This is a genomic window from Pseudescherichia sp. (genome assembly GCF_031979925.1).
Classification (GTDB): domain Bacteria; phylum Pseudomonadota; class Gammaproteobacteria; order Enterobacterales; family Enterobacteriaceae; genus Pseudescherichia.
On record NZ_DALZFB010000003.1, the window covers coordinates 382373 to 405349 of the forward strand.

General features: G+C 57.6%; 20 protein-coding genes. 9 read left to right on the forward strand and 11 right to left on the reverse strand.

The features are described 5' to 3' along the window. Nucleotides 1-208 precede the first annotated feature (208 nt). From RTM13_RS08095 to RTM13_RS08105, 3 genes are read left to right on the forward strand one after another with little or no spacing between them, the layout of a single operon-like run. Nucleotides 209-1714: an FGGY-family carbohydrate kinase gene (locus RTM13_RS08095; RefSeq protein WP_312211567.1), complete on the forward strand. Its 1506-nt coding sequence runs from the start codon at nucleotides 209-211 to the stop codon at nucleotides 1712-1714. Nucleotides 1715-1736: 22 nt separating this feature from the next. Continuing rightward, a complete protein-coding gene (locus RTM13_RS08100) occupies nucleotides 1737-2534 on the forward strand; it encodes an SDR family oxidoreductase (protein WP_312211568.1) in 798 nt (265 codons plus the stop codon). Nucleotides 2535-2552: 18 nt separating this feature from the next. Further along, nucleotides 2553-3335 (forward strand): SDR family oxidoreductase, encoded by a 783-nt coding sequence (locus RTM13_RS08105; RefSeq protein WP_312211569.1) that lies wholly within the window; start codon nucleotides 2553-2555, stop codon nucleotides 3333-3335. 155 nt (nucleotides 3336-3490) lie between these two features. Here RTM13_RS08105 and fur read toward each other — a convergent pair whose 3' ends face one another. The 4 genes from fur to ybfF all read right to left on the reverse strand — a co-directional run bounded on the left by fur (nucleotide 3491) and on the right by ybfF (nucleotide 6117). Continuing rightward, a complete protein-coding gene (gene fur / locus RTM13_RS08110; protein WP_042392094.1) occupies nucleotides 3491-3949 on the reverse strand; it encodes a ferric iron uptake transcriptional regulator in 459 nt (152 codons plus the stop codon). A gap of 290 nt (nucleotides 3950-4239) precedes the next feature. After that, entirely contained in the window at nucleotides 4240-4770 is a 531-nt protein-coding gene (gene fldA / locus RTM13_RS08115; protein WP_181016609.1) for a flavodoxin FldA, read from the reverse strand. A 149-nt stretch (nucleotides 4771-4919) separates the two neighbouring features. After that, nucleotides 4920-5213: a LexA regulated protein gene (ybfE, locus tag RTM13_RS08120; RefSeq protein WP_042392097.1), complete on the reverse strand. Its 294-nt coding sequence runs from the start codon at nucleotides 5211-5213 to the stop codon at nucleotides 4920-4922. Nucleotides 5214-5343: 130 nt separating this feature from the next. Continuing rightward, nucleotides 5344-6117: an esterase gene (gene ybfF / locus RTM13_RS08125; RefSeq protein ID WP_312211570.1), complete on the reverse strand. Its 774-nt coding sequence runs from the start codon at nucleotides 6115-6117 to the stop codon at nucleotides 5344-5346. Nucleotides 6118-6287: 170 nt separating this feature from the next. Between ybfF and seqA the strand changes: the two genes are divergently transcribed. Then, entirely contained in the window at nucleotides 6288-6833 is a 546-nt protein-coding gene (gene seqA, locus RTM13_RS08130) for a replication initiation negative regulator SeqA (protein ID WP_312211571.1), read from the forward strand. A 24-nt stretch (nucleotides 6834-6857) separates the two neighbouring features. After that, a complete protein-coding gene (pgm, locus tag RTM13_RS08135; protein ID WP_312211572.1) occupies nucleotides 6858-8498 on the forward strand; it encodes a phosphoglucomutase (alpha-D-glucose-1,6-bisphosphate-dependent) in 1641 nt (546 codons plus the stop codon). A 62-nt stretch (nucleotides 8499-8560) separates the two neighbouring features. On the opposite strand, the gene speF is transcribed toward pgm, so the two are convergent. From speF to kdpF, 7 genes are all read right to left on the reverse strand, one after another. After that, a complete protein-coding gene (gene speF / locus RTM13_RS08140; protein ID WP_312211573.1) occupies nucleotides 8561-10720 on the reverse strand; it encodes an ornithine decarboxylase SpeF in 2160 nt (719 codons plus the stop codon). A gap of 241 nt (nucleotides 10721-10961) precedes the next feature. Next, a complete protein-coding gene (gene kdpE / locus RTM13_RS08145) occupies nucleotides 10962-11639 on the reverse strand; it encodes a two-component system response regulator KdpE (protein WP_312211574.1) in 678 nt (225 codons plus the stop codon). Then, nucleotides 11636-14323 carry a two-component system sensor histidine kinase KdpD gene (kdpD, locus tag RTM13_RS08150; protein ID WP_312211575.1) on the reverse strand — a complete coding sequence of 896 codons (2688 nt, stop codon included), beginning with the start codon at nucleotides 14321-14323 and terminating at the stop codon, nucleotides 11636-11638. The genes kdpE and kdpD overlap by 4 nt, the downstream gene beginning before the upstream one ends. After that, nucleotides 14320-14901 (reverse strand): potassium-transporting ATPase subunit KdpC, encoded by a 582-nt coding sequence (kdpC, locus tag RTM13_RS08155; protein ID WP_312211576.1) that lies wholly within the window; start codon nucleotides 14899-14901, stop codon nucleotides 14320-14322. Before kdpC ends, kdpD begins: the two co-directional genes overlap by 4 nt. 12 nt (nucleotides 14902-14913) lie before the next feature. Beyond that, nucleotides 14914-16962, reverse strand: a complete 2049-nt coding sequence (kdpB, locus tag RTM13_RS08160) for a potassium-transporting ATPase subunit KdpB (RefSeq protein WP_312211577.1) — start codon at nucleotides 16960-16962, stop codon at nucleotides 14914-14916. Nucleotides 16963-16979: 17 nt separating this feature from the next. Further along, nucleotides 16980-18659, reverse strand: a complete 1680-nt coding sequence (kdpA, locus tag RTM13_RS08165) for a potassium-transporting ATPase subunit KdpA (RefSeq protein ID WP_312211578.1) — start codon at nucleotides 18657-18659, stop codon at nucleotides 16980-16982. Beyond that, on the reverse strand, nucleotides 18659-18748 hold the full coding sequence (kdpF, locus tag RTM13_RS08170; RefSeq protein ID WP_042392117.1) for a K(+)-transporting ATPase subunit F: 90 nt from the start codon (nucleotides 18746-18748) through the stop codon (nucleotides 18659-18661). The genes kdpA and kdpF overlap by 1 nt, the downstream gene beginning before the upstream one ends. A 333-nt stretch (nucleotides 18749-19081) precedes the next feature. On the opposite strand from kdpF, the gene RTM13_RS08175 reads away from it, so the two are divergent. The 4 genes from RTM13_RS08175 (at nucleotide 19082) to phrB (ending at nucleotide 22974) form a co-directional block, all read left to right on the forward strand. Beyond that, a complete protein-coding gene (locus tag RTM13_RS08175) occupies nucleotides 19082-19288 on the forward strand; it encodes a YbfA family protein (protein WP_312211579.1) in 207 nt (68 codons plus the stop codon). 264 nt (nucleotides 19289-19552) lie between these two features. Next, on the forward strand, nucleotides 19553-20497 hold the full coding sequence (locus RTM13_RS08180) for a CAAX protease (RefSeq protein ID WP_312211580.1): 945 nt from the start codon (nucleotides 19553-19555) through the stop codon (nucleotides 20495-20497). Between the two features lie 89 nt (nucleotides 20498-20586). Next, on the forward strand, nucleotides 20587-21543 hold the full coding sequence (locus tag RTM13_RS08185) for a 2-thiouracil desulfurase family protein (RefSeq protein WP_312211581.1): 957 nt from the start codon (nucleotides 20587-20589) through the stop codon (nucleotides 21541-21543). Between the two features lie 12 nt (nucleotides 21544-21555). After that, complete coding sequence (phrB, locus tag RTM13_RS08190) at nucleotides 21556-22974, forward strand: deoxyribodipyrimidine photo-lyase (RefSeq protein WP_312211582.1); 1419 nt, start codon at nucleotides 21556-21558, stop codon at nucleotides 22972-22974. Nucleotides 22975-22977: the final 3 nt, after the last annotated feature.

Sequence of the window (22977 nt, forward strand, 5' to 3'; positions counted from 1 at the left end):
TCAGAATATATATTCACGCATGACTTTATATTCATAATACTACAACCCCTGCTGTTGATCTGTCCAGCGAGATTGATTGAATTGTGATGCCATACGCATTTGTCGCTTTTGCCTGTAGAAGCAGATAGCGATCCCCGCTATCGTTTACAAAATAAATAATCAGTGCTGAATATATATTCATGAAAGGTTCGCTTTTCCGGAGAAACCTATGTCTTCACACCAAAACATTATCATTGCCCTTGATGAAGGTACGACGAATGCGAAGGCCGTCGCCTTAGATGAATCAGGCAAAGTTATCGTTAAGTTCAACCAACCACTTTCTATCCAGACGCCCCGAGAGGGGTGGGTAGAACAGTCAGGGGCAGCGCTGATTGAGGCCTCGGTTAAGGTGATCTCGCAGGCTATTAACGCGGTAGGCGCTGAAAATGTCGCGGCGCTGGCCATTAGCAACCAGCGCGAGACCACTATAGGCTGGTACCGCAGCAACGGCACGCCGCTGCATGCGGCGATCAGCTGGCAATGCTCGCGCACTGCAGATTTTTGTGATGCGCTGCGTCGCGATAATAAAGAGCCGACCATAAAAGCCGTTACCGGTCTGCCGGTCGCGCCGCTCTTCTCGGGTTCCAAAATGCGCTGGCTAATCGAGTCGACGCCTAACGGCCAGGCGCTGGCGACAAACGGGGAGATCTGCCTCGGCACCATCGACAGCTGGCTGCTCTGGAACCTGACCGCAGGCGAAAGCTTCTACTGCGACTACTCAAACGCCGCCCGTACCCAGCTTCTGGATCTACAAAGCGGAAGCTGGAGCCCGGAGATGCTGGATATCTTCCAGATCCCGGCGGCTGCGCTGCCGGAGATCAAACCCTCCAGCGGCCTTTTCGGCTATACCAAAAACGTAGTGGGCATTCCTGATGGCATCCCGATCATGTCGATGGTGGGCGACTCCCACGCCGCGTTGTTTGGACACGCGCTAGGGGAGGCGGGCTGCGTCAAGGCGACCTACGGCACGGGTTCATCGGTCATGGCGCCGGTTACCTCTGCGCAATGCAACATTCACTCCCTGGCAACCACCCTTGCCTGGCATGACGGCGAGCAGCTGATCTATGGCCTTGAGGGGAACATCCCCCATACCGGTGACGGCGTGGCGTGGATGGCTGACAGCACGGGCCTGAGCGAGCTTCCCGAGGCCGAGCTGGCGGCTGAGCTGAACTCACTCCCGGCCTCGGTGGAGTCAACGCTTGGCGTCTATTTTGTTCCTGCGCTCACGGGATTAGGCGCGCCCTGGTGGGATGAGAACGCCCGCGGGGTGATCTGCGGCCTGAGCCGTGGCGTTAAGCGTGCACACCTGATTCGGGCTGCGCTGGAAGCCATCACCTACCAGATCGCCGACGTAGTGACCGCCATGCGCCAGCACAACGATTTTACGCTGACGGCGTTAATGGTGGATGGCGGCCCGACCAAAAATGACTGGCTGATGCAGTATCAGTCAGACCTGCTGGGTTGCCCGGTGATGCGCAGCGACGTACCCGAACTGTCTGCTATTGGGGCGGCACTTTTAGCGCGTAAGGCCGTGGGGCAACTCTCACTCGATGAGCTGAAACAGTACCTTTATCCGCATAGCGAATTTCGCCCCAACATGGAGCGTCATGGCCGTTTACAAAAACGCTGGCGGGAGTGGCAAAAGGCCGTCGAAAGAACCCTACACAAATTTTGAATAGCGGGCGAGGAGAGAGAGTATGGGCTATGTATTCGAAAATAAAACGGTCGTCATTACCGGTGCTGCTAAAGGCATCGGTGAGGGCATCGCCAGAAAATTTGCTGATGCGGGGGCGAATCTGGTGCTCTCTGACTACTCGGCTGAGGTGACAGAGACTGCTGAACGGCTGAAGGAGGAGTATCACGAAAATATTATCTCTTTCGTTGCTGATGTCACTGATGAAGAGCAGGTCACCGAGCTTTACCGGCTCGCGCATCGCACCTTCGGCAGCATCGATGTCTCAATTCAAAACGCTGGCATTATCACCATCGATCGCTTCGATAAAATGACGCGTCAGGAGTTTGATAACGTGCTCAGCGTAAATACCACCGGCGTGTGGCTATGCTGTCGCGAAGCCGCGAAGTATATGGTGAAACAGCAGAGCGGACGTCTGATCAACACCTCCTCCGGCCAGGGTCGCGTTGGCTTTATCTACACCCCACACTACGCCGCCAGCAAAATGGGCGTAATCGGTATTACCCAAAGCCTGGCGCTTGAGCTGGCTCAGCACAACATCACGGTTAACGCCTTCTGCCCTGGAATTATTGAAACCAATATGTGGGACTACAACGACCGCGTGTGGGGCGAGATCCTGAGTACGCCAGAGAAGCAGTATAAAAAAGGCGAGCTTATGGACGAATGGGTGCAGGGGATCCCCCTCAAGCGGGCTGGTAAACCCGCCGACGTGGCCGGGCTGGTGGCGTTTCTGGCGTCCGAGGACGCCGCCTACATTACGGGGCAAACCATCAACGTTGATGGCGGCTTGATCATGTCCTAACACATTTGGAGTTAAACCATGGATAAACACTTTTCCCAACGGCTGTTCGACTTAAGCGATCGCGTCGCGTTTGTCACCGGGGCTGGCAGCGGTATTGGTCAAATGATTGCTTACGGCTTTGCCAGCGCGGGAGCCAAAGTCGCCTGTTTCGATCTGCGTGAGGATGGTGGCCTGTCGGAAACGGTAAGCACTATTCAGGAGATGGGCGGCAGCACCTTCGCTTATACTGGCGACGTACGCGACATTGCGCATCTGCGCGCCGCCATTGCTGAAGTGAAAAAACAGTTTGGTCGTCTTGATGTTGCCCTCAACGCCGCCGGGATTGCCAACGCTAATCCGGCGCTGGAGATGGAGCCGGACCAGTGGCAGCGGGTTATCGATATCAACCTGACCGGCGTCTGGAACAGCTGCAAGGCCGAGGCCGAGCTAATGCTGGAGAGCGGCGGCGGCTCGATCATCAATATCGCCTCGATGTCCGGCGTGATTGTGAACCGTGGTCTGGAGCAGGCTCATTACAACTGCTCCAAGGCGGGGGTGATCCACTTAAGCAAAAGCCTGGCGATGGAGTGGGCGGAGAAAAATATCCGCGTCAACACCATCAGTCCGGGCTACACGGCGACGCCAATGAACACCCGTCCAGAGATGGTGCATCAGACAAAATCGTTTGAGAGCCAGACGCCGATGCAGCGTATGGCGAAGGTTGAGGAGATGGCGGGTCCGGCGATTTTCCTCGCCACGGATGCCTCCTCGTTCTGCACCGGAGTAGATCTGCTGGTTGATGGCGGGTTTGTTTGCTGGTAACAAACGCCTGATTGCATGGTCTTTACGCCCGGTGGCGCTCCGCTTACCGGGCCTACGGTTTGGCGTTGTTTGTAGGCCGGGCAAGCGCAGCGCCGCCCGGCAAATCCCATAAAAAAGGGTCACCTTGAGGTGACCCTTTTTCGTTACCGTTTCAATTACAGCTTACGCGGCGTCGTTTCGTGGGCGTGTTCGTTTTCGCGGCAGTCGCCTTCAGCGCAGTGACCATACAGGTAGAGGCTGTGGTTCGTCAGGCGAATGCCGTGTTTAGTGGCAATTTCACGCTGGCGAGCTTCGATAGAGTCATCGCTAAATTCGATCACTTTTCCACAGTCGAGGCAGATCAGGTGATCGTGGTGATGCTGCTGGGTCAGTTCGAAAACGGATTTACCGCCTTCAAAGTTGTGACGAGTCACGATCCCGGCATCATCAAACTGGTTGAGCACGCGGTACACGGTAGCCAGACCAATTTCCTCGCCCATGTCGATCAGTCGCTTGTATAAGTCTTCCGCACTGACATGATGGTTATCCGGTCCCTGAAGCACTTCCAGAATTTTTAAACGAGGAAGCGTGACTTTCAGGCCGGCCTTCTTTAATGCGGTGTTATTGTCAGTCATGCGGAGTCTGTCCTGTTGCTAATCGATCCACTTCCGAGGCGGAAGTTAATGAGAATGACCTTGAGTAAATGCGTCTCATTATAGAATTGCCACTTCTTAATGAAAACTACAAGTCCTCAAGTAAAGTATGCGTATAAAACGTGGTCTCGCCAACAAACAATCGTTGCGCGGCCCGTTTGACCAGGGGATATTGTACAGGTATGTACGCGAAAGTTAAAAATTTGTAGCAATTATTTCTATTGCTTTTATCTATCAATAGCAGCGCAGCACTAAGGCTGCGCCGTCTAAAATCAGGCGTTCACGATCTCGTCCAGGTGCAGCTCTTCGGAGATCTGTTTCACCCACTTTTCAACGCGTTCAGCGGTCAGTTCCGGCTGACGATCTTCGTCAATAGCGAGGCCCACGAAGTGATCGTCATCGGCCAGGCCTTTGGACGCTTCAAAGTGGTAGCCCGCCGTTGGCCAGTGACCGACGATGGTTGCGCCGTTGGGTTCGATGATATCACGAATGGTGCCCAGCGCATCACAGAAGTACTCTGCGTAGTCCTCCTGGTCACCGCAGCCAAACAGCGCCACCAGCTTACCGTTGAAGTCTACCTCTTCCAGAGTCGGGAAGAAATCATCCCAGTCGCACTGTGCTTCACCATAGTACCAAGTCGGGATGCCCAGCAGCAGGATATCATAGCCTTCCAGATCTTCTTTGCTGCTCTTGGCAATGTCATGCACGTCGGCAATCTCTTTACCAAGCTGCTTTTGGATCATCTTCGCGATATTTTCGGTGTTACCGGTGTCGCTACCGAAAAAAATGCCTGTAATTGCCATGAGTAAAATAACCTCTTGAAACTTAATGATATGGTGGTGGAGCACAGCCCACGGATAAGGGCAATAATAGCAGAACAGAGCCGTACGCGAAATTCGTAATCGTCCGGACTGCACTCTGTGCTACATGAAAGTGTGATTTGACGAGGTTTTCAGACGTCGCCCTGGCGGTGCAGGGCCTTGAGCTGGGTTAGCAGCAGCTCTTCGATCAGCTCGCTGCGGCTCATCTGCCGCGCGTCGGCCAGCGCGTTGAGGGCCTCAACGGCATCGGCGTTCATCTTTAGCTCGACGCGCTTAAGCCCGCGAACTTTATCGCGTTTAAGCTGGTTACGCTTGTTGATGCGTAGCTGTTCGTCACGCGAAAGCGGATTCGTTTTCGGTCGTCCCGGGCGACGCTCGTTCGCGAACAGATCTAATGTCGTACGGTCCGTTTGTTCTTTTGCCATGATTTTGGGTGACGTCGAGGGAAAACAGGCTGCCAGGGTGTCCCTGCGCGATTAGCGCGCCATCATACATCAGCAGAGCAGGGACGCCAACGACCGTAAGCCTTGCAGCGTCCGGTCGCCGGGTTTTTAATCAGCCTGCATCGTTGGCCAGATAGCGGCGGATCGCCCGCAGCACCGCCTCGGGCTTTTCAGCATGCACCCAGTGGCCAGCTCCGGCGATCACGTGCGCACGGGCCTGTGGGAACTGGGCGAGCAGCGCATCGCGATGTGCCTCGGTGACGTAGGGCGACTGGCCGCCGCGGACAAACAGCGCCGGACGATCCCAGGCGGGTACGGTCTGCCAGCCAACGATATCTTCATAACGATCCCACAGCACCGGCACGTTGAAGCGCCACTCGCCGTCAATAAAGGATTTCAGAAGAAACTGAATAACCCCCTCTTCGTGCAGCGTCTGACGCATCAGGGCGGCGGCCTGCTGACGGCTGGTAGCTCCGGCGGCCGTCACCGCCTTGATAGCGGCAAAAATCTCGTCGTGGCGGCGTACCTGATAGTTAACCGGCGCAATATCAATGGCTACCAGCCGATCGATACGCTCCGGGGCGAGCGCGGTGAGTGCCATCACCGCCTTGCCGCCCATGGAGTGACCAATAAACGTTGCCTTTTCGAGACCGTGCGCATCAACAGTATCGAGCAGATCCTGCGCCATGGCCGGGTAGTTCATCTCCGGCGAGCGGGGAGAGAGGCCATGGTTGCGCATATCCACCTGAATGATATCGTGATCGTTTACCAGATCGCGTGCCAGCACGCCGAGGTTGTCCAGGCTACCAAACAGGCCGTGGACCAGGACAATGGGAGAATTGTTGTGCGGATGTTGTGCAGTTTGCGCTCGGGTATTCAATTTCATGGCAAAGTTCTTTTTTTCGCTCTGTCGGGTTAGGGTATTATGTTGACCATTCTGCCGCCTGGCTGCAAGGGGTCGACGCGAACCGACTTTTGCCTGACGCTAACCGTTGTTGAGATTTCGCCTATAATCCCAACAGCTTGTATTCAGATAAGATACTCCACTGGATTAAAATGAAAACGATCGAAGTTGATGATGAGCTTTACAGCTATATTGCTAGCCACACCAAACACATCGGCGAGAGCGCATCCGAGATTTTACGCCGGATGCTGAAGTTTACCGCCAACGGCAGCAGGCCAGCGGCCACCGCCCCGAAAGAGGCCGCCATTGTCAACGTTCCGGCCGAGGTGAAGCCGGTTAATCCTGTGAAAGACAAAGTTCGCGCCATGCGCGAGCTGCTGCTGTCTGATGAATATGCAGAACAGAGAAAAGCGGTCAACCGCTTCATGCTGGTGCTGTCTACACTCTATTCATTGGATGATAACGCGTTTGCTGAGGCGACGGAGTCCCTGCATGGTCGTACCCGCGTCTACTTTGCGGGTGATGAGCAGACGCTGTTGCAAAACGGGGCACAGACTAAACCTAAGCACCTGGCAAATACGCCATACTGGGTGATCACAAATACCAATACGGATCGTAAACGCAGCATGGTGGAGCATATCATGCAGTCGATGCAGTTCCCGGCGGAGCTGATTGACAAGGTTTGCGGCACAATTTAACCCTTGCATAAGAAGGATCAGGCAATGGCAAACCATGAACGCGCAGGGCAACCTGCACAACAGGGCGATCTGATTAACGTCGCTCAGCTCACCGCGCAGTACTACGTGCTGAAGCCGGAAACGGGCAATAGCGAACATGCGGTAAAATTTGGTACCTCCGGCCACCGCGGCAGCTCGGTACGCCACAGCTTCAACGAACCGCACATACTGGCTATCGCCCAGGCGATTGCCGAAGAGCGCGCTAAAAACGGCGTGACCGGACCGTGCTATGTTGGCAAGGACACCCACGCGCTCTCCGAGCCGGCGTTTATCTCCGTGCTGGAAGTGCTGGCTGCCAACGGCGTAGATATCATCGTGCAGGAGAATAACGGCTTTACGCCAACGCCTGCGGTGTCGAATGCTATCCTCGAGCACAACAAACAGGGCGGAGCGCAGGCTGACGGTATCGTCATTACCCCTTCGCACAACCCGCCGGAAGATGGCGGCATCAAATACAACCCGCCTAACGGTGGTCCGGCCGACACCAACGTCACTAAAGTGGTGGAAGATCGCGCTAACGCGCTGCTGGCGGCCGGTCTGGAAGGGGTTAAACGCATTACCCTTGATGAAGCCATGAGCTCGGGTCGCGTGACCGAAAAAGATCTGGTTCAGCCCTTTATTGAAGGTCTGGCCGAGATCGTCGACATGGCAGCCATCCAGAAAGCGGGCCTGAAGCTGGGCGTCGATCCGTTGGGCGGCTCCGGTATTGAGTACTGGAAGCGTATTGCCGAGCACTACAAGCTGGATCTGACCATCGTTAACGATCAGGTCGATCAGACTTTCCGCTTTATGCACCTCGACAAAGATGGCGCGATCCGCATGGACTGCTCCTCTGAGTGTGCGATGGCGGGCCTGCTGGCGCTGCGCGACAAGTTCGATCTGGCCTTTGCCAACGATCCGGACTACGACCGTCACGGCATCGTCACCCCGGCGGGGCTGATGAACCCGAACCACTACCTGGCAGTAGCAATCAACTACCTGTTCCAGAATCGTCCGCAGTGGGGCAAAGAGGTGGCGGTGGGGAAAACCCTGGTCTCCTCGGCGATGATTGACCGCGTGGTCAACGATCTGGGCCGTAAGCTGGTGGAAGTGCCGGTGGGCTTCAAGTGGTTTGTTGATGGTCTGCACGACGGCAGCTTCGGTTTCGGCGGCGAAGAGAGCGCCGGGGCTTCGTTCCTGCGCTTTGACGGCACGCCGTGGTCCACCGATAAAGACGGTATTATCATGTGCCTGCTGGCCGCAGAGATCACCGCCGTCACCGGTAAAAACCCGCAGCAGCACTACGATGAGCTGGCAGAGCGTTTTGGCGCGCCAAGCTATAACCGTCTGCAGGCCGGGGCAACCTCAGCGCAGAAAGCCGCGCTGTCGAAGCTGTCGCCAGAGATGGTGAGCGCCAGCCAGCTGGCAGGGGATCCGATCACGGCTCGTCTGACCGCCGCGCCGGGTAACGGTGCGTCTATTGGCGGGCTGAAGGTGATGACCGACAACGGCTGGTTTGCCGCACGTCCGTCAGGTACGGAAGATGCCTACAAAATTTACTGCGAAAGCTTCCTCGGTGAAGAGCACCGTAAGCTGATCGAGAAAGAAGCGGTAGAGATTGTTAGCGAAGTGCTGAAAAACGCCTGATGCTGTTAAGCGCCCGGCGGCATCGCGCTGCCGGGCACTATTGTTTCCGCGTAATGTAGCTCTTACCGTTTGATCACGTTACACCACACCGCTTTACGCCCCTCATGCTCCTGAATGTAGACTCCCTGTAGCTCCGGTGCGAAGCCCGGCAGCAGATTGATCCCCTCTTCAAGCGCGGTAAAGTAGCGCAGTACGGAGCCGCCCCAGATCTCACCCGGCACGACGCACAGTACGCCTGGCGGATAGGGGAGCGCACCCTCGGCGGCGATCCGTCCCTCGGCCTCGCTCAGCAGCACCAGCTCGCTCTCGCCGCGAATAAAGGCGTAGTTGGCCTCCTGGGGCGACATGCGCACCGGCGGCAGGCAGGCTTTGCGAAACATCTCTTTTTGCAGCTGTTTAACGTTGTTGCGTGCATAGAGATCGTGCATCTCCTGGCAGAGCTGGCGCAGGGTGTAACCCGCATAACGCTGCGGATGCTGATGGTAGATCGACGGCAGCACGTCCTGGAGAAGCGCATCGCTGACCAGCAGCGCCTCAAACTGCGCCAGCCGCGCCACCAGCTGCTGCAATTTGCCCATCTCTTCCGCAGGCGTAAGCAGGAAGAGAATGGAGTTAAGATCGCACTTCTCCGGCACCACGCCATTTTCGCGCAGGTAGTTAGCGAGGATCGTTGCCGGAACGCCAAACTCCTCATATTCGCCGGTAGCCGCATCAATGCCCGGCGTGGTCAGCAGCAGCTTGCAGGGATCGATAAAGTACTGGTGCGGCGCATAGCCCTCAAAGGCGTGCCAGTTCTCGCCGGGTACGAAGTGGAAGAAGCGCAGGTCGCGGGCGATCTCAGCGCTGTTGTACGACTCCCACGGACGACCGTCTACCGTTGTCGGCACGAAAGGACGGATAAACTTGCACTGATTGAGGATCATCTTGCGGGCCTCGACGCCCTGTTCAACGCAGCGCATCCACATCCGTTTGCCGCTCTCACCCTCGTGCATGCGGGCGTTTACGTCCAGCGCGGCGAAGAGCGGATAGAAGGGGCTGGTAGAGGCGTGCATCATAAAGGCGTTGTTCAGGCGCTTGTGCGGAACGTAGCGCGGCTGGCCCTTGATGTGGCTATCCTTTTTATGGATTTGCGAGGTCTGGGAGAAGCCCGCCTGCTGTTTGTGCACCGACTGGGTAACCAGAATGCCAGGATCGTTCTCGTTAAGTTCCAGCAGCAGCGGCGAACAGTCGGCCATCATCGGAATAAACTGCTCGTAACCTACCCAGGCCGAGTCGAACAGAATGTAGTCGCAGAGATGGCCAATGGTGTCCACCACCTGGCGGGCGTTGTAGATAGTGCCGTCGTAGGTCCCGAGCTGGATCACCGCCAGACGAAAAGGCCGCTGACGCTGGGCATGCTCAGGTGCCACCTCGGCCACCAGCTCGCGCAGGTACGGCTCTTCAAAGCAGTGCGCATCAATGCCGCCGATAAAGCCGTAGGGGTTACGCGCCGTCTCCAGATAGACCGGGGTAGCCCCCGCCTGCAATAGCGCCCCGTGATGGTTCGACTTGTGGTTGTTGCGATCGAAAAGCACCAGATCCCCCGGCGCCAGCAGCGCGTTAAGCACCACCTTATTAGCCGACGAGGTGCCGTTGAGAACAAAATAGGTTTTATCGGCATTAAACACCTTTGCCGCATGCTGCTGGGCCAGGCAGGGCGCGCCTTCGTGGATCAGCAGATCGCCCATCGCCACGTCGGCGTTACAGAGGTCGGCCCGGAACAGCGCTTCGCCAAAGAAATCGACAAACTGATTGCCGGCAGGGTGGCGGCGGAAAAATTGCCCGCCCTGGTGCCCGGGACAGTCAAAGGCGCTGTTGCCCTGCTTGACGTAGTCCGTTAAGGCGCTGAAGAAGGGCGGTCGCAGGCCACGCTCATATTTCAGCGCGGCGGCCTCAAGCTGACGACCATAATATTCCCTGTTGGCATTACTGTACTGGAAGACGCCGTATATATCGGGCAGGTAGATTGCTGGAACAAATTCCGCCTCGTGAGTCATCACAAAGATGGGAATAGTAAACCCGGTTTCTTCAATTTTCTCCACCATCCCTTTATGAATATCATTAATAGAGAGTACGGCGGCGGCAACGTCAATAAAGTTGCTGTCGTGCAGATCGATTACATCACGTTGGGTGGCGATAAACGCGTGGCAGGTGCGGCTGGCCGCTATTTTCAAGCGTTGCATAATGTGTCCTTTTTTAGTTAATAGTCGTCCCTCAATTCTTGTAAAGAATTGATTTTACAGGTTGTAATAGTGCTTGAGTCTGACTGGTTTCGGCGGCTATTTTATCGGTGTAATTAAATTTAGCCGTGAAGTTGATCAATAAAAAAGAAATGGGAAAATAATATTAATATTAACTACGCGCTTATTTAAGCTGGTGGGATTATTCCGCAGAATTAAATATAACGCTAAAAGAGAGTTATATTTAAAGCATAAAGCGGTAGCCAATGCCGGTTTCGGTAATAAAGTGGCGCGGGCGGGCCGGATCGTTTTCCAGCTTCTGGCGCAGGTGGCCCATATAGATACGCAGATAGTGGCTGTGTTCAACCGCGTTAGGACCCCACACCTCACGCAGCAGCTGCCGCTGGGTGAGCACCTTACCGTGGTGGCCTATCAGCACTGACAGCAGGCGGAACTCAATGGGGGTCAGGTGGATCTCCTCCTCGCCGCGCTGAATGCGCCTGGCGGCCAAGTCAACGCGCACCTCAGAGAAGGTTATCAGCGGATCGCTCTGGCTGCCGCTACCGTGACGGCGAAGCGCGACCCGCAGGCGCGCCTGCAGCTCACCAATACCAAACGGCTTGCTAAGATAGTCATCCGCCCCGGCATCGAGAGCGGCAATTTTATCCTGCTCTTCGGTGCGGGCCGAAAGCACAATAATGGGCGTCTGGCTCCACTGGCGCAGATCGCGGATAAAATCGAGGCCGTCCCCGTCGGGCAGGCCGAGGTCGAGAATAATCGCATCGGGCTTGCGCGTTGCCGCTTCCAGCAGGCCACGCTGCATCGTCTGTGCCTCGTGTACCCGCAGGCCGTCGGCCTCCAGCGCAGAGCGCACAAAGCGAATAATGGCCTGCTCATCCTCAACGATTAAAATAGTAATCACGCTTCTCCGGTTAACTCATCAAGCCCTGGCGGCGCTGTCTGCGGGAGTGTAACACGAAAGCGCGCTCCCCCCTCAGGCCGGTTTGCTACCCTAATCGTGCCACCGTGAACGTCTACGATGGCTTCACAGATAGCCAGCCCCAGCCCAACGCCTGGAATAGACGACTCTTTGTTTCCCCGGGCGAATTTGGCAAAAATTTCCTGCTCTTGTCCCGCCGGAATACCCGGCCCGCTGTCCCACACCTCCAGCTGAAGCTGGTTCTCATCCCGCCAGGCGTTAATACCGATTGCTGCCGCTGGCCCAGCGTACTTCATCGCGTTCTCCAACAGGTTGACCAGCACCCGCTCAAACAGTGGGCCGTCTACCTGTACCAGCATCAGCGGGTCGGGCAGGTCTAGCTGAACCGCGCGACCGCCGCTGATGGGATCGAGTGCCTGCAGGGCGCTACCAACGATCTCCTCCAGCGTTAGCCACTCCAGCTTAAGATTGAAGCCGCCGGACTGGATACGCGCCATATCGAGCAGGTTGTTCACCAGCCGGGTCATGCTCAGCACCTGCTGGCGGATCTCGCTGGCCTGCGGGGCGCGCGGTGATCCCTCGCTTGCCAGATCGAGGGTCAAAATCTCTGCCTGACCAAACAGCACGGTCAGTGGGGTGCGTAGATCATGCGAGAGCGCCGCCAGCAGCGAGTGGCGAATACTCTCCCGTTCGCTGGTCAGCCTGGCGTGCTGCTCGCTGGTGGTTAATGCCAGCCGCTCCAGCGCGCTGGCCACCAGCAGGGCGAAGGTCTCCAGTAGCCGCTGCTGCTCGGGGATCATCAGCTGTCGCAGGCTGGCTGGCTCGACAATGACCACTCCCCGGGTTTTATCACCGTTTTTCAGGGGCAGAATAAGATAAGGCACGCCGGGCAGGGTATCGGTACCGGCGCCGGCAGGCAGGCCTTTGCTCAGGCTCCACTGGGCAATGGCCTCATCCCACGGGGTCATGCTCTGCGCAGGCGTCAGCGTCCGCAGCTTACCGCTCTCGTCCGGGAGCAGGATCTGGCTGCGGGCATGAAAGGTCGACTGGATAAACTTTTCGCCGGTGAGGGCGATATCCTGCTCGCTGCGTCCCACCGCCAGCGCTTTCGACATCTCATACAGATGGCGGGTTCGCTGCTCGCGGTAGCGGGCGATGCGGGCCTGATAGCGCACTCCTGCGGTCAGGTTGCCGATCACCAGCCCCACCGTCAGCATCACGCCAAAGGTCAGCAAATACTGCACGTCGGAGACCGCCAGCGTGCCGCGCGGGGCGATAAAAAAGAGATCGAAGCTGATGACGTTAATGATGGTCGCCAGCACCGAGGGCCAGCGCCCGTAAAGCAGGGCAACGATCACCACCCCCAGCAGGTAGAGCATCACCAGGTTGGCGGCGTCAAAGGCGATAAGCCACTGGCTGGCAATAAAGGTGATCAGGGCGCAGAGCGCAATCGCCACCAGGCAGCCGGTGATCTGCACTCGCCACCTCTCCATCAACGGCCGGGCGTCGGCTGCACGCGGGATAAATGGCGGGGCGCTCTCTTCAAGGGCGACGACGAGCAGATCGAGATCGGGCGCGTGGCGAGCCAGGCGCTCGGCGAAAGAGGGAGGGTGCCACCAGCGACGCTGACCCTGACGGCCAATGACGATTTTGCCGAGGTTATGCTCCCGGGCGTAGCGCAGCACGGCGCGCTCCTCCGCCGGATCGGCAAGGGTCGCGGTCTCCGCGCCCAGCGACTGTGCCAGCCGCAGGGCGCTCAGAATGGCCCGCCGCTGATGGGCGGGCAGCTTGTGCAGGGTTGGCGTTTCAACGTATACCGCATGCCAGACGCTGCCCAGCTTCGCCGCCAGCCGCGCGGCGGTACGCACCAGCTTCTCATTGCCATGGCCATGGCCGATACAGAGCAGAATGGCATCGCGGGTATGCCAGACCTTCTCCAGGCCCTGGTGGTCGCGCCAGGCACGCATCTGGGAGTCGACGCGGTCGGCGGTACGCCGCAGGGCCAGCTCGCGCAGGGCGATTAGGTTACCCTTGCGAAAGAAGTGTTCGATGGCACGCTCTGCCTGGCCGCCCATATAGACCTTGCCCTCGTGCAGGCGCTGGCGAAGATCGTCCGGGGGCAGATCAACCAACACCACATCGTCAGCGGCGTCAAAAAAGGGATCCGGCACGGTCTCCCGCACCTGGATCCCGGTCACCCCGCTTACCACGTCGTTCAGGCTCTCCAGATGCTGCACGTTGAGAGTAGTGAAGACGTCGATCCCCGCCTCCAGCAGCTCGTCAACATCCTGCCAGCGTTTAGGGTGGCGGGAGCCGGGGGCGTTGGTGTGGGCCAGCTCGTCCATCAGGATCAGTGTCGGACGCCGGGCCAGCGCCCCATCGAGATCGAACTCTGTCAAACGCCGCCCCCGATGGTTAGTGACGCCTGGCGGCAGAACCGACAGGCTCTCCAGCATCGCCGCCGTCTCCTGACGACCGTGGGTCTCTACTACCCCTGCAACAATATCCAGCCCCTGCGCCCGCAGGCGCTGCGCTTCGGCGAGCATGGCGAAGGTTTTGCCTACTCCCGCGCAGGCCCCGAAAAAGATCTTCAGCCTGCCGCGATGCGTGCTGCTGGCCTGCTCCAGCAGGCGATCGGGATCGGGACGCAACGGCTCGTCGGTCATTTGGGTGTGTCCTTATACGCATCAAGGGCGAGGTTGAGCTCCACAATATTCACTCCCGGCTCGCCGGTAAAGCTCAGCAAGGGTTTGTGGGTATGTTTGGCGACCAGCTGTGTGACCTGGGCAATCGGCAGATCGCGTGCCGCCGCCACGCGCGGGATCTGCCAGGCCACGGCCTGCGGCGACAGGCCGTAATCCAGCCCGCTGCCCGAGGCGGTGACCAGTTCGACCGGCACGCGCGGGTTAGCCTGCGGGTTGGCCGCCCGCAGCGCCGCGACGCGGTCGGTAATCGCCTCGTCCAGCGCCGGATTGCTGCCGGCCAGATTGCTCCCCCCCGAAGCCAGCGGATTATAGGGCGAGTCGGCGGTAGCGGAAGGGCGTCCATGGAAATAGCCCGGCGCGCTAAAGTTCTGCCCGATCAGGCGCGAGCCGCGGATCTGATTATCCTCCAGGATCAGCGAGCCGTTGGCCTGCACCGGAAACAGCCTCTGGCCGAGCAGGGTAGTGACCAGCGGATAGAGCCCACCGGTAATCAGCGTTAACAGCACCAGCAGCAGAAACGCGGAACGAAGTGACGTCATGGTGTGATCCTCTTAGACCGGGCCGAAAAGCGTTAACAGCAGGTCGATCGCTTTGATGCCGATAAAGGGCACGATCAGCCCGCCCAGGCCGTAGATCCACAGATTACGGCGCAGCATCGCCTGGGCCGAAAGCGGCGTATAGCTCACCCCTTTTAAGGCCAGCGGGATCAGAACGATAATAATCAGTGCATTGAAGATCACTGCGCTTAGGATCGCCGAGCTGGGTGAGTGGAGATGCATAATGTTCAGGGCGTTGAGCGGCGGGTAGGTGACCGCAAACGCGGCGGGAATAATGGCGAAGTATTTTGCCACGTCGTTGGCGATGCTAAAGGTCGTCAGCGAGCCACGGGTCATCAGCATCTGCTTGCCAATATGCACCACCTCGATCAGCTTGGTGGGGTTGGAGTCGAGATCCACCATATTCCCTGCCTCCTTTGCCGCCTGGGTGCCGGAGTTCATTGCTACCGCCACGTCGGCCTGGGCCAGCGCCGGGGCATCGTTAGTCCCGTCGCCGGTCATCGCCACCAGCCGACCCTCAGCCTGATACTGGCGAATGAGCGCCAGCTTGGCTTCCGGCGTGGCTTCCGCCAGAAAGTCATCGACCCCCGCCTCGGCGGCAATCGCGGCGGCGGTGAGGCGGTTATCGCCGGTGATCATCACCGTCTTGATACCCATCTTGCGCAGCTGGGCGAAGCGGGCTTTGATCCCACCTTTTACCACGTCCTTCAGAGGAATGACCCCCAGCACGCGGTTGCCCTCGGCGACCACCAGCGGCGTCGCGCCCCGGCTCGCTACCTGTTCAACCAGCGCGTCAACCTCGGCAGGAAACTCGCCGCCGTTGGCGGCAATGTGACGGCGTAGAGCATCCACCGAGCCCTTGCGGATCTGCCGATCCTGAATGTTGATGCCGCTCATCCGCGTCTGGGCGGTAAAAGGGACAAAGGTGGCGTTGAGGCTCTGGACGTCGCGCTCGCGCAGATTAAAGCGCTGCTTCGCCAGCACCACGATGCTGCGCCCCTCCGGGGTCTCATCCGCCAGCGACGCCAGCTGTGCCGCATCGGCCAGGGTTTGCTCGTCCACGCCTTTAGCCGGTAAAAATTCGGCGGCCTGGCGGTTGCCGAGGGTGATCGTCCCGGTTTTATCCAGCAGCAGCACGTCGATATCCCCCGCCGCCTCTACCGCCCGGCCGCTGGTGGCAATCACGTTTGCGCCCAGCATCCGGCTCATCCCGGCGACGCCGATGGCGGAGAGCAGGCCCCCGATGGTGGTCGGGATCAGGCACACCAGCAGGGCGACCAGCACGGTGACGCTCACCGCCGTCCCGCCCCAGGCGGAGAAGGGCCACAGGGTAGCGGTGGCCAGCAGGAAGACAATCGTCAGGGCCACCAGCAGAATGGTCAGCGCGATCTCGTTGGGCGTTTTTCGCCGCTGCGCACCTTCGACCATGGCAATCATCCGGTCAAGGAAGGTCTCGCCGGGGTTGACGCTGCAGCGGATCACCAGCCAGTCCGAAAGAATACGCGTACCGCCGGTTACCGAAGCAAAGTCGCCTCCAGATTCACGGATCACCGGCGCGGACTCGCCGGTAATGGCGCTCTCGTCCACCGAGGCGCCTCCCTCAATGGCCTCGCCGTCGCAGGGGATGATATCTCCCGCCTCAACGAGCACCACGTCTCCCCGGCGCAGATCGGCGGCGGGAATGCGATCCGTCGGTGCGCCATACTGCGGGACGCGCAGTTTGCGGGCGAAGGCGGTTTTGTTGACCCCCTTCAGGCTGCTGGCCTGGGCTTTGCTGCGCCCCTCCGCCAGCGCTTCGGCGACGTTGGCAAACAGAACGGTAAACCAGAGCCAGAGGCTAATCGCGCCGGTAAAGGCTGCGCTGCCGCTGAGATAGCCTGCGGCCATCGCAATCGCCAGCAGGGTGGTGAGCAGGCTGCCGATCCAGACGATAAACATCACCGGGTTACGCCACTGCACCCGTGGGCTGAGTTTTACAAAAGAGGCTAGTAGTGCCTCGCGAACCAGCGCGGGTTCGAACAGGGCAAGTTGCTTACGACTCATAAAGGCTCCCGCCAGGCTTAGCGTAAGGAAAGGTGTTCCGCGATTGGGCCTAAGGCCAACGCGGGGATAAAGGTCAGGGCACCCACCAGCAGCACGGTGCCGATCAGCAGGCCGACAAACAGCGCGTCGTGAGTAGGCAGCGTACCGGGGCTAACGGGTTGGCTTTTTTTCATCACCAGCGATCCGGCGATGGCCATCACCGGCACGATCACGCCGAAGCGGCCAACAAACATGCAGAACGCCAGCAGACAGTTCCAGAACGGGGTATTGGCGCTGAGACCGGCAAAGGCGCTGCCGTTGTTGTTGGCCGCTGACGAGATTGCGTAGAGCACCTCGCTAAAGCCATGGGCTCCAGGGTTGAGCATTCCTGCACGTCCGGCATCGGTCATCATCGCCAGCGCCGTGCCGAGCAGCACCAGCGCAGGAGTCACGAGGATCGCCAGCGCGGTCATCTTCATCTCCCGCACGTCGATCTTTTTCCCCAGGTACTCCGGCGTGCGGCCTATCATCAGCCCGGCGATAAATACCGCCAGCAGCACAAAGAGCAGCATGCCGTAGAGGCCCGAGCCGACCCCGCCAAAGACCACCTCGCCAATCTGCATCAGCCACAGCGGCACCATGCCTCCCAGGGCAGTAAAGGAGTCGTGCATCGCATTGACCGCGCCGCAGGAGGCGGCAGTCGTGACCACCGCAAAGAGGCTGCTGGCGAGAATGCCAAAGCGGCTCTCTTTCCCCTCCATATTGGCGGTGCCGTCCGCTCCCAGCGTCAGGAGATGCGGGTTGCCGTTTAGCTCGGCCCACATCACCAGCCCGGCACAGATGACAAAAATAATCGCCATCGCCCAGAGAATAGCGTGGCCCTGGCGGCGGTCGCCGACCGCCTTACCGAAGGCGAAGCAGAGCGCGGTGGGTATCAGGAAAATGGCCAGCATCTGGAGGAAGTTGGTTAGCGCCGTCGGGTTCTCAAACGGATGGGCGGAGTTGGCGTTAAAGAAGCCGCCGCCGTTGGTCCCCAGCATCTTGATCGCCTCCTGAGACGCGACCGGCCCCATCGGCAGCAGACCCTTAACGCCCTCCAGCGAGGTGTAGGCCTGGTATGCATTGAGGTTTTGCAGCGCCCCCTGCTGGATAAAAATCAGCGCCAGCAGCAGAGAGAGGGGTAGCAGCACCCACAGGGTAATACGGGTAATATCTACCCAGGCGTTGCCCAGGGTGTTGACGCTTTTGCGGGAAAACGCGCGAATAAGCGCGAAGATTACCGCCATCCCGCTGGCCGCAGAGAGAAAGTTCTGCACCGTCAGGCCGACCATCTGACTGAAGTAGCTCAACGTGCTCTCGCCGCTATAGGATTGCCAGTTGGTGTTCGCCACAAAGCTCGCGGCGGTGTTCAGGGCCAGATGCCACGACAGCCCAGGCAACTGCTGTGGGTTAAATGGCAGCTGCGCCTGAAATGTCAGGATTAGAAACAGAGCCAGCACGCCGAGCAGATTGATGGCGAGGATCGCCAGCAAATAGTGACGCCACGTCATCTCCTGCGGCTGAATGCCGGTTATGCGCCAGAGGCCACGCTCGAGCGTGGCCGTGCCCGGCAGGGATCGGCCCGCGATCAGCCTCGCCAGCAGCGTCCCCAGTGGATGCGCCAGCATAAACAGCACCAGTAAAAAGCTGGCTATCAGTAAAAACGCCTGCGCCGCCATCAGAAGGCCTCCGCGTTAATCAGGGCATAAACCAGATAGCCCAATAACAGGAAAACCAGTACCACACCGGTTATCACGCCTGCACTCATACTCCACCTCCGTGGTGTTCTTAGGATGTGCAGTGAAGGTAGGTTTTTCGGCGCAAAGATTTTGCAAAAATTGGCGGGGCGGATGTAAAAAAAGTATAAAAATCACAAAGGCACAATTTAACTAATGTTTAGTATTAATTTAACTGTTTTGTAACTTTCCTACGGGAGAAATGTAAATATCAGCGCAACGGTGAAAAAATAGTGGTCGGATGAGTAGTAAAATTACCGACAAAGCGGTACTATTTTAACCAGCAAAGCTAATTGATTTTTCCGGTGAACATTGCCGACACGTCAGCCTCGTGAAGGATGACGGGGTAAAAAGGGGGAGAACGTATGTCTTTATATCAAGATTATCCAGCACATGTGATCGTTGCCCGTCGCGTTTTTGCCGTTGTGGCAGGCATAGCGGCGCTGCCGTTTATGCTGTTCTGGAAAGATCGCGCCCGTTTTTATAGCTATCTGCACCGCGTCTGGGCGAAAACCAGCGACAAGCCGGTGTGGATGGATCAGGCCGAAAAAGTGACCTGCGATTTTTATTAAAGGGCAAAGCCCACACAGCAACTAAGCAAACCGCCCTTCGGGGCGGTTTTTTTATGCACGGAAAGTGAAAAACCCCAGCAGAGCCGGGGTTTTCAAAACTTTTGCCTGATATGCTTTCACTAGAACCCATGCAGCATGGGGGATGATTCGGCACTGGCTAACGTTATGAAGGCAGATTAGCGCAGAGTGATAAGCCGGTCAACTGTGAGGCTATGTAGAGCTCGGTCTGAAAAAACACTATTACCACCAGGAGCAGGAGCGAATATGCCAGGAAGCATACCGGATTACGCACCCATTCTTTCTTTATTATCCCCAGCACGGCTAGCGACAATTGACCGAACCTTTAACATACACTCCCCAATAGAAATATACGGCTTTACTATCTGGCTACAAAACGCAGCAGCTTCGCTTTATCCTCTCCTTCAACAGCTTGAGCTCATATTGCGTAATTCAATCGATAAGGCAGCAAAAGAGAGATTCGGTGAATATTGGTGGACTATTATTCGCTATGATTCCACTAAAGATAATCATACTAAATTTATTAAGGGTATTCGGAACGCTGAGTTGACGTTAAGAAAAAGGTGGCAAAACAGAGAGGCGGCACGCTTAGGATTTGACAGGCCGTCACAAGTTACCTCTTCACCCCTTACGTTTGGACATGATGATATTATTGCTGCCACTACGTTCAGTACCTGGGAAGCGGTACTGCTTGAGGCATGGCATACCGACCTTAATCCAGATAAGCACCTCTATCTCTGGCCACTATCCCTGACAAAAGCGTTCAGAAGGCTTAGCGTCATTGACCATCGTCCTACTGAAGCGCGTCGCAAAGTGCTTAATCTCTTAAAAGAGATTAGGGATTACAGAAACAGGCTGTTTCACCATGACTGTATCTGGATCAAATCCAAAAGCGTTGATGTGCAAACAGCAATTGAATCAATACGAGAAAAAATTAACCTTATTGAGAAACTAATAATATCTATAAGCCCGGCTACATATAAAGCATTAGATGCCTGGGGCCTGTTTACCAGTGCGCGAAGAGTATGTTCCGTCGAAGAGTTAAGAATGTATACACACCTCGATTATCCTGGCGTGTGTGAAGCTGATACCGCTGTTCTCGACAAACTTCTTCAACAGACCGGGTATGGGAAGTTTTCAGTACCGCTTATGCTTAAAAAGCAGGCGTGCATATTTTATCAACTTAGATAAGCGGCATTTATTTGTTTGCTTCTTGGTATAACCATCGCGAATTCCTTCTCACTCCGGCTACACTTACAGAGAGTCTATAAGGAGCCGCTATGAGTGAGAAAATCCCTGTTGGCATCAGTGCCTGTCTGTTAGGGGAGACCGTGCGTTTTGACGGAGGGCATAAGCGACTGGCCTTTGCCGTGGAAGAGCTGTCGTCGTTAGTTCGATTTGAGCCAGTCTGTCCGGAGATGGCCATCGGCCTGCCGGTTCCCCGTCCTGCACTGCGGCTGGTTAAAATGCCAGAAGGTGAAAAGGCGCTGCGCTTTAGCGACGGGCGAGAGGGCGATCTGACTCAGCCGATGCATGACTATGCGCAAAAGCGTGTCAGCCAGTTCGAGCATCTCTGCGGCTACATCGTCTGTGCAAAATCGCCCAGCTGCGGCATGGAGCGGGTGCGCGTCTACGATGCCGATGGCAAAAACAACCGCAAGGCCGGGCGCGGGATCTATACCGAAGTATTAATGCAAACGTACCCCTGGCTGCCTGTGGAAGAGGATGGCCGCCTGCACGATCCGCTGATCCGGGAAAACTTTGTTGAGCGTATCTACGCCCTGCACGAACTTAACGGCGTACGCGAGCGTGGACTGACGCGCGGGGAGCTGATCGCCTATCACAGCCGCTATAAGCTTCTGCTGCTGGCCCACTCCCAACCCAAGTACCGCGAGCTGGGACGCTTTGTGGCAGCCATTCACGAGTGGGAATCTCTCGATGAGTGGTTTGTTGAGTATCGCCAGCGGCTGATGGATCTGCTCTCTCACCAGGCCACCCGCCGCAACCACACCAATGTGCTGATGCATGTCCAGGGCTACTTCCGTAAGCAGCTTAATGCCCGTCAGCGCGAGGAGCTGTCCTCCCTCATTGAGCGCTATCGGCAGGGCACCCAGCCGCTGCTCGCCCCGGTGACGCTGCTCAAGCACTACATGGCCGAATTCCCCGATGCATATCTCGCCGGGCAACGCTACTTTGACCCGTGGCCAGAGACGCTGCGCCTTCGTTACGGACATTAATTCAGGAGCTGTATGACCACCCATCTGGTCTGGTTTCGCGCGGATCTTCGCGTGAAGGATAACCTTGCCCTCGCTGCCGCCTGCCGCGATCGCCACGCGAACGTGCTGGCACTCTTTATCTCGACTCCTAAACAGTGGGAGAAGCACGAGATGGCGGCGCGGCAGGCGGCGTTTATGCAGTCCCATCTTCACAGTCTTCAGCAGGGGCTGGCGGAAAAGGGGATCCCGCTGCTGTTCGTCGAGGTAGATGATTTTGACGCCAGCGTGGGGGCGGTAAAAAAGGTTTGCGAGGAGCACGGCGTTACGCACCTCTTCTACAACTATCAGTACGAACTTAACGAACGTCAGCGCGATGCTGCCGTTGAGCGGGCGCTGTCTGATGTCACCTTTCAGGGGCTGGATGACAGCGTTATGCTTGCCCCCGGCAGCGTGATGACCGGCGATCGGCAGATGTATAAAGTCTTTACTCCCTATAAAAACGCTTTTCTACGCAGGCTCCGGGAGGATCTACCTGAGTGCGTGCCTGCACCCGCCGTGCGTGAAGGCGGGGCGCTAAGCGACGCGCTGGAGCCGCTTACTCTCAACTACCCACAGCACAATTTCGATGCCAGCCTCTTTCCGGCGACTGAGCAGGCGGCGGTTGAGCGGCTGCGCGAGTTTTGCCGGAACGAAGTAGGGGAGTATGAGGCCCAGCGTGATTTTCCCGCGCTTGATGCGACCAGTCGGCTCTCGGCCTGCCTGGCGCTGGGCGTCATCTCTCCGCGCCAGTGCCTGCATCGGCTGCTGGCGGAGCAGCCCGAGGCGCTGAACGGCGGTGCGGGCGCGGTCTGGCTGAATGAGCTTATCTGGCGCGACTTTTACCGTCATCTGATGACCTGGTATCCCGATCTCTGCAAGCATCGACCCTTTATCCCCTGGACCGAACGCGTGCAGTGGCAAAATCATCCGGAACATTTGCAGGCCTGGCAGGCGGGGCGCACCGGCTACCCTATTGTCGATGCGGCCATGAGGCAGATGAATAATACCGGCTGGATGCATAACCGCCTGCGGATGATTACCGCCAGCTTCCTGGTGAAAGACTTACTGATCGACTGGCGCGTCGGAGAGCGCTATTTTATCTCTCAGCTTATTGATGGCGATCTGGCCGCCAACAACGGCGGCTGGCAGTGGGCGGCATCAACCGGTACCGATGCCGCGCCCTATTTTCGCATCTTTAACCCCACTACCCAGGGCGAAAAGTTTGATAAGCGCGGCGAGTTTATCCGCCAGTGGCTACCCGAGCTGGCGGAGGTGCCTGAGGCATCGCTGCACGATCCCTGGGCATGGGCGGATAAGCAGGGCGTGACGCTGGACTATCCCCGCCCGGTGGTCGATCATAAACAGGCCCGCACGGCCACCCTGGCCGCGTATGAAGCCGCAAGAAAATCGTAGAGA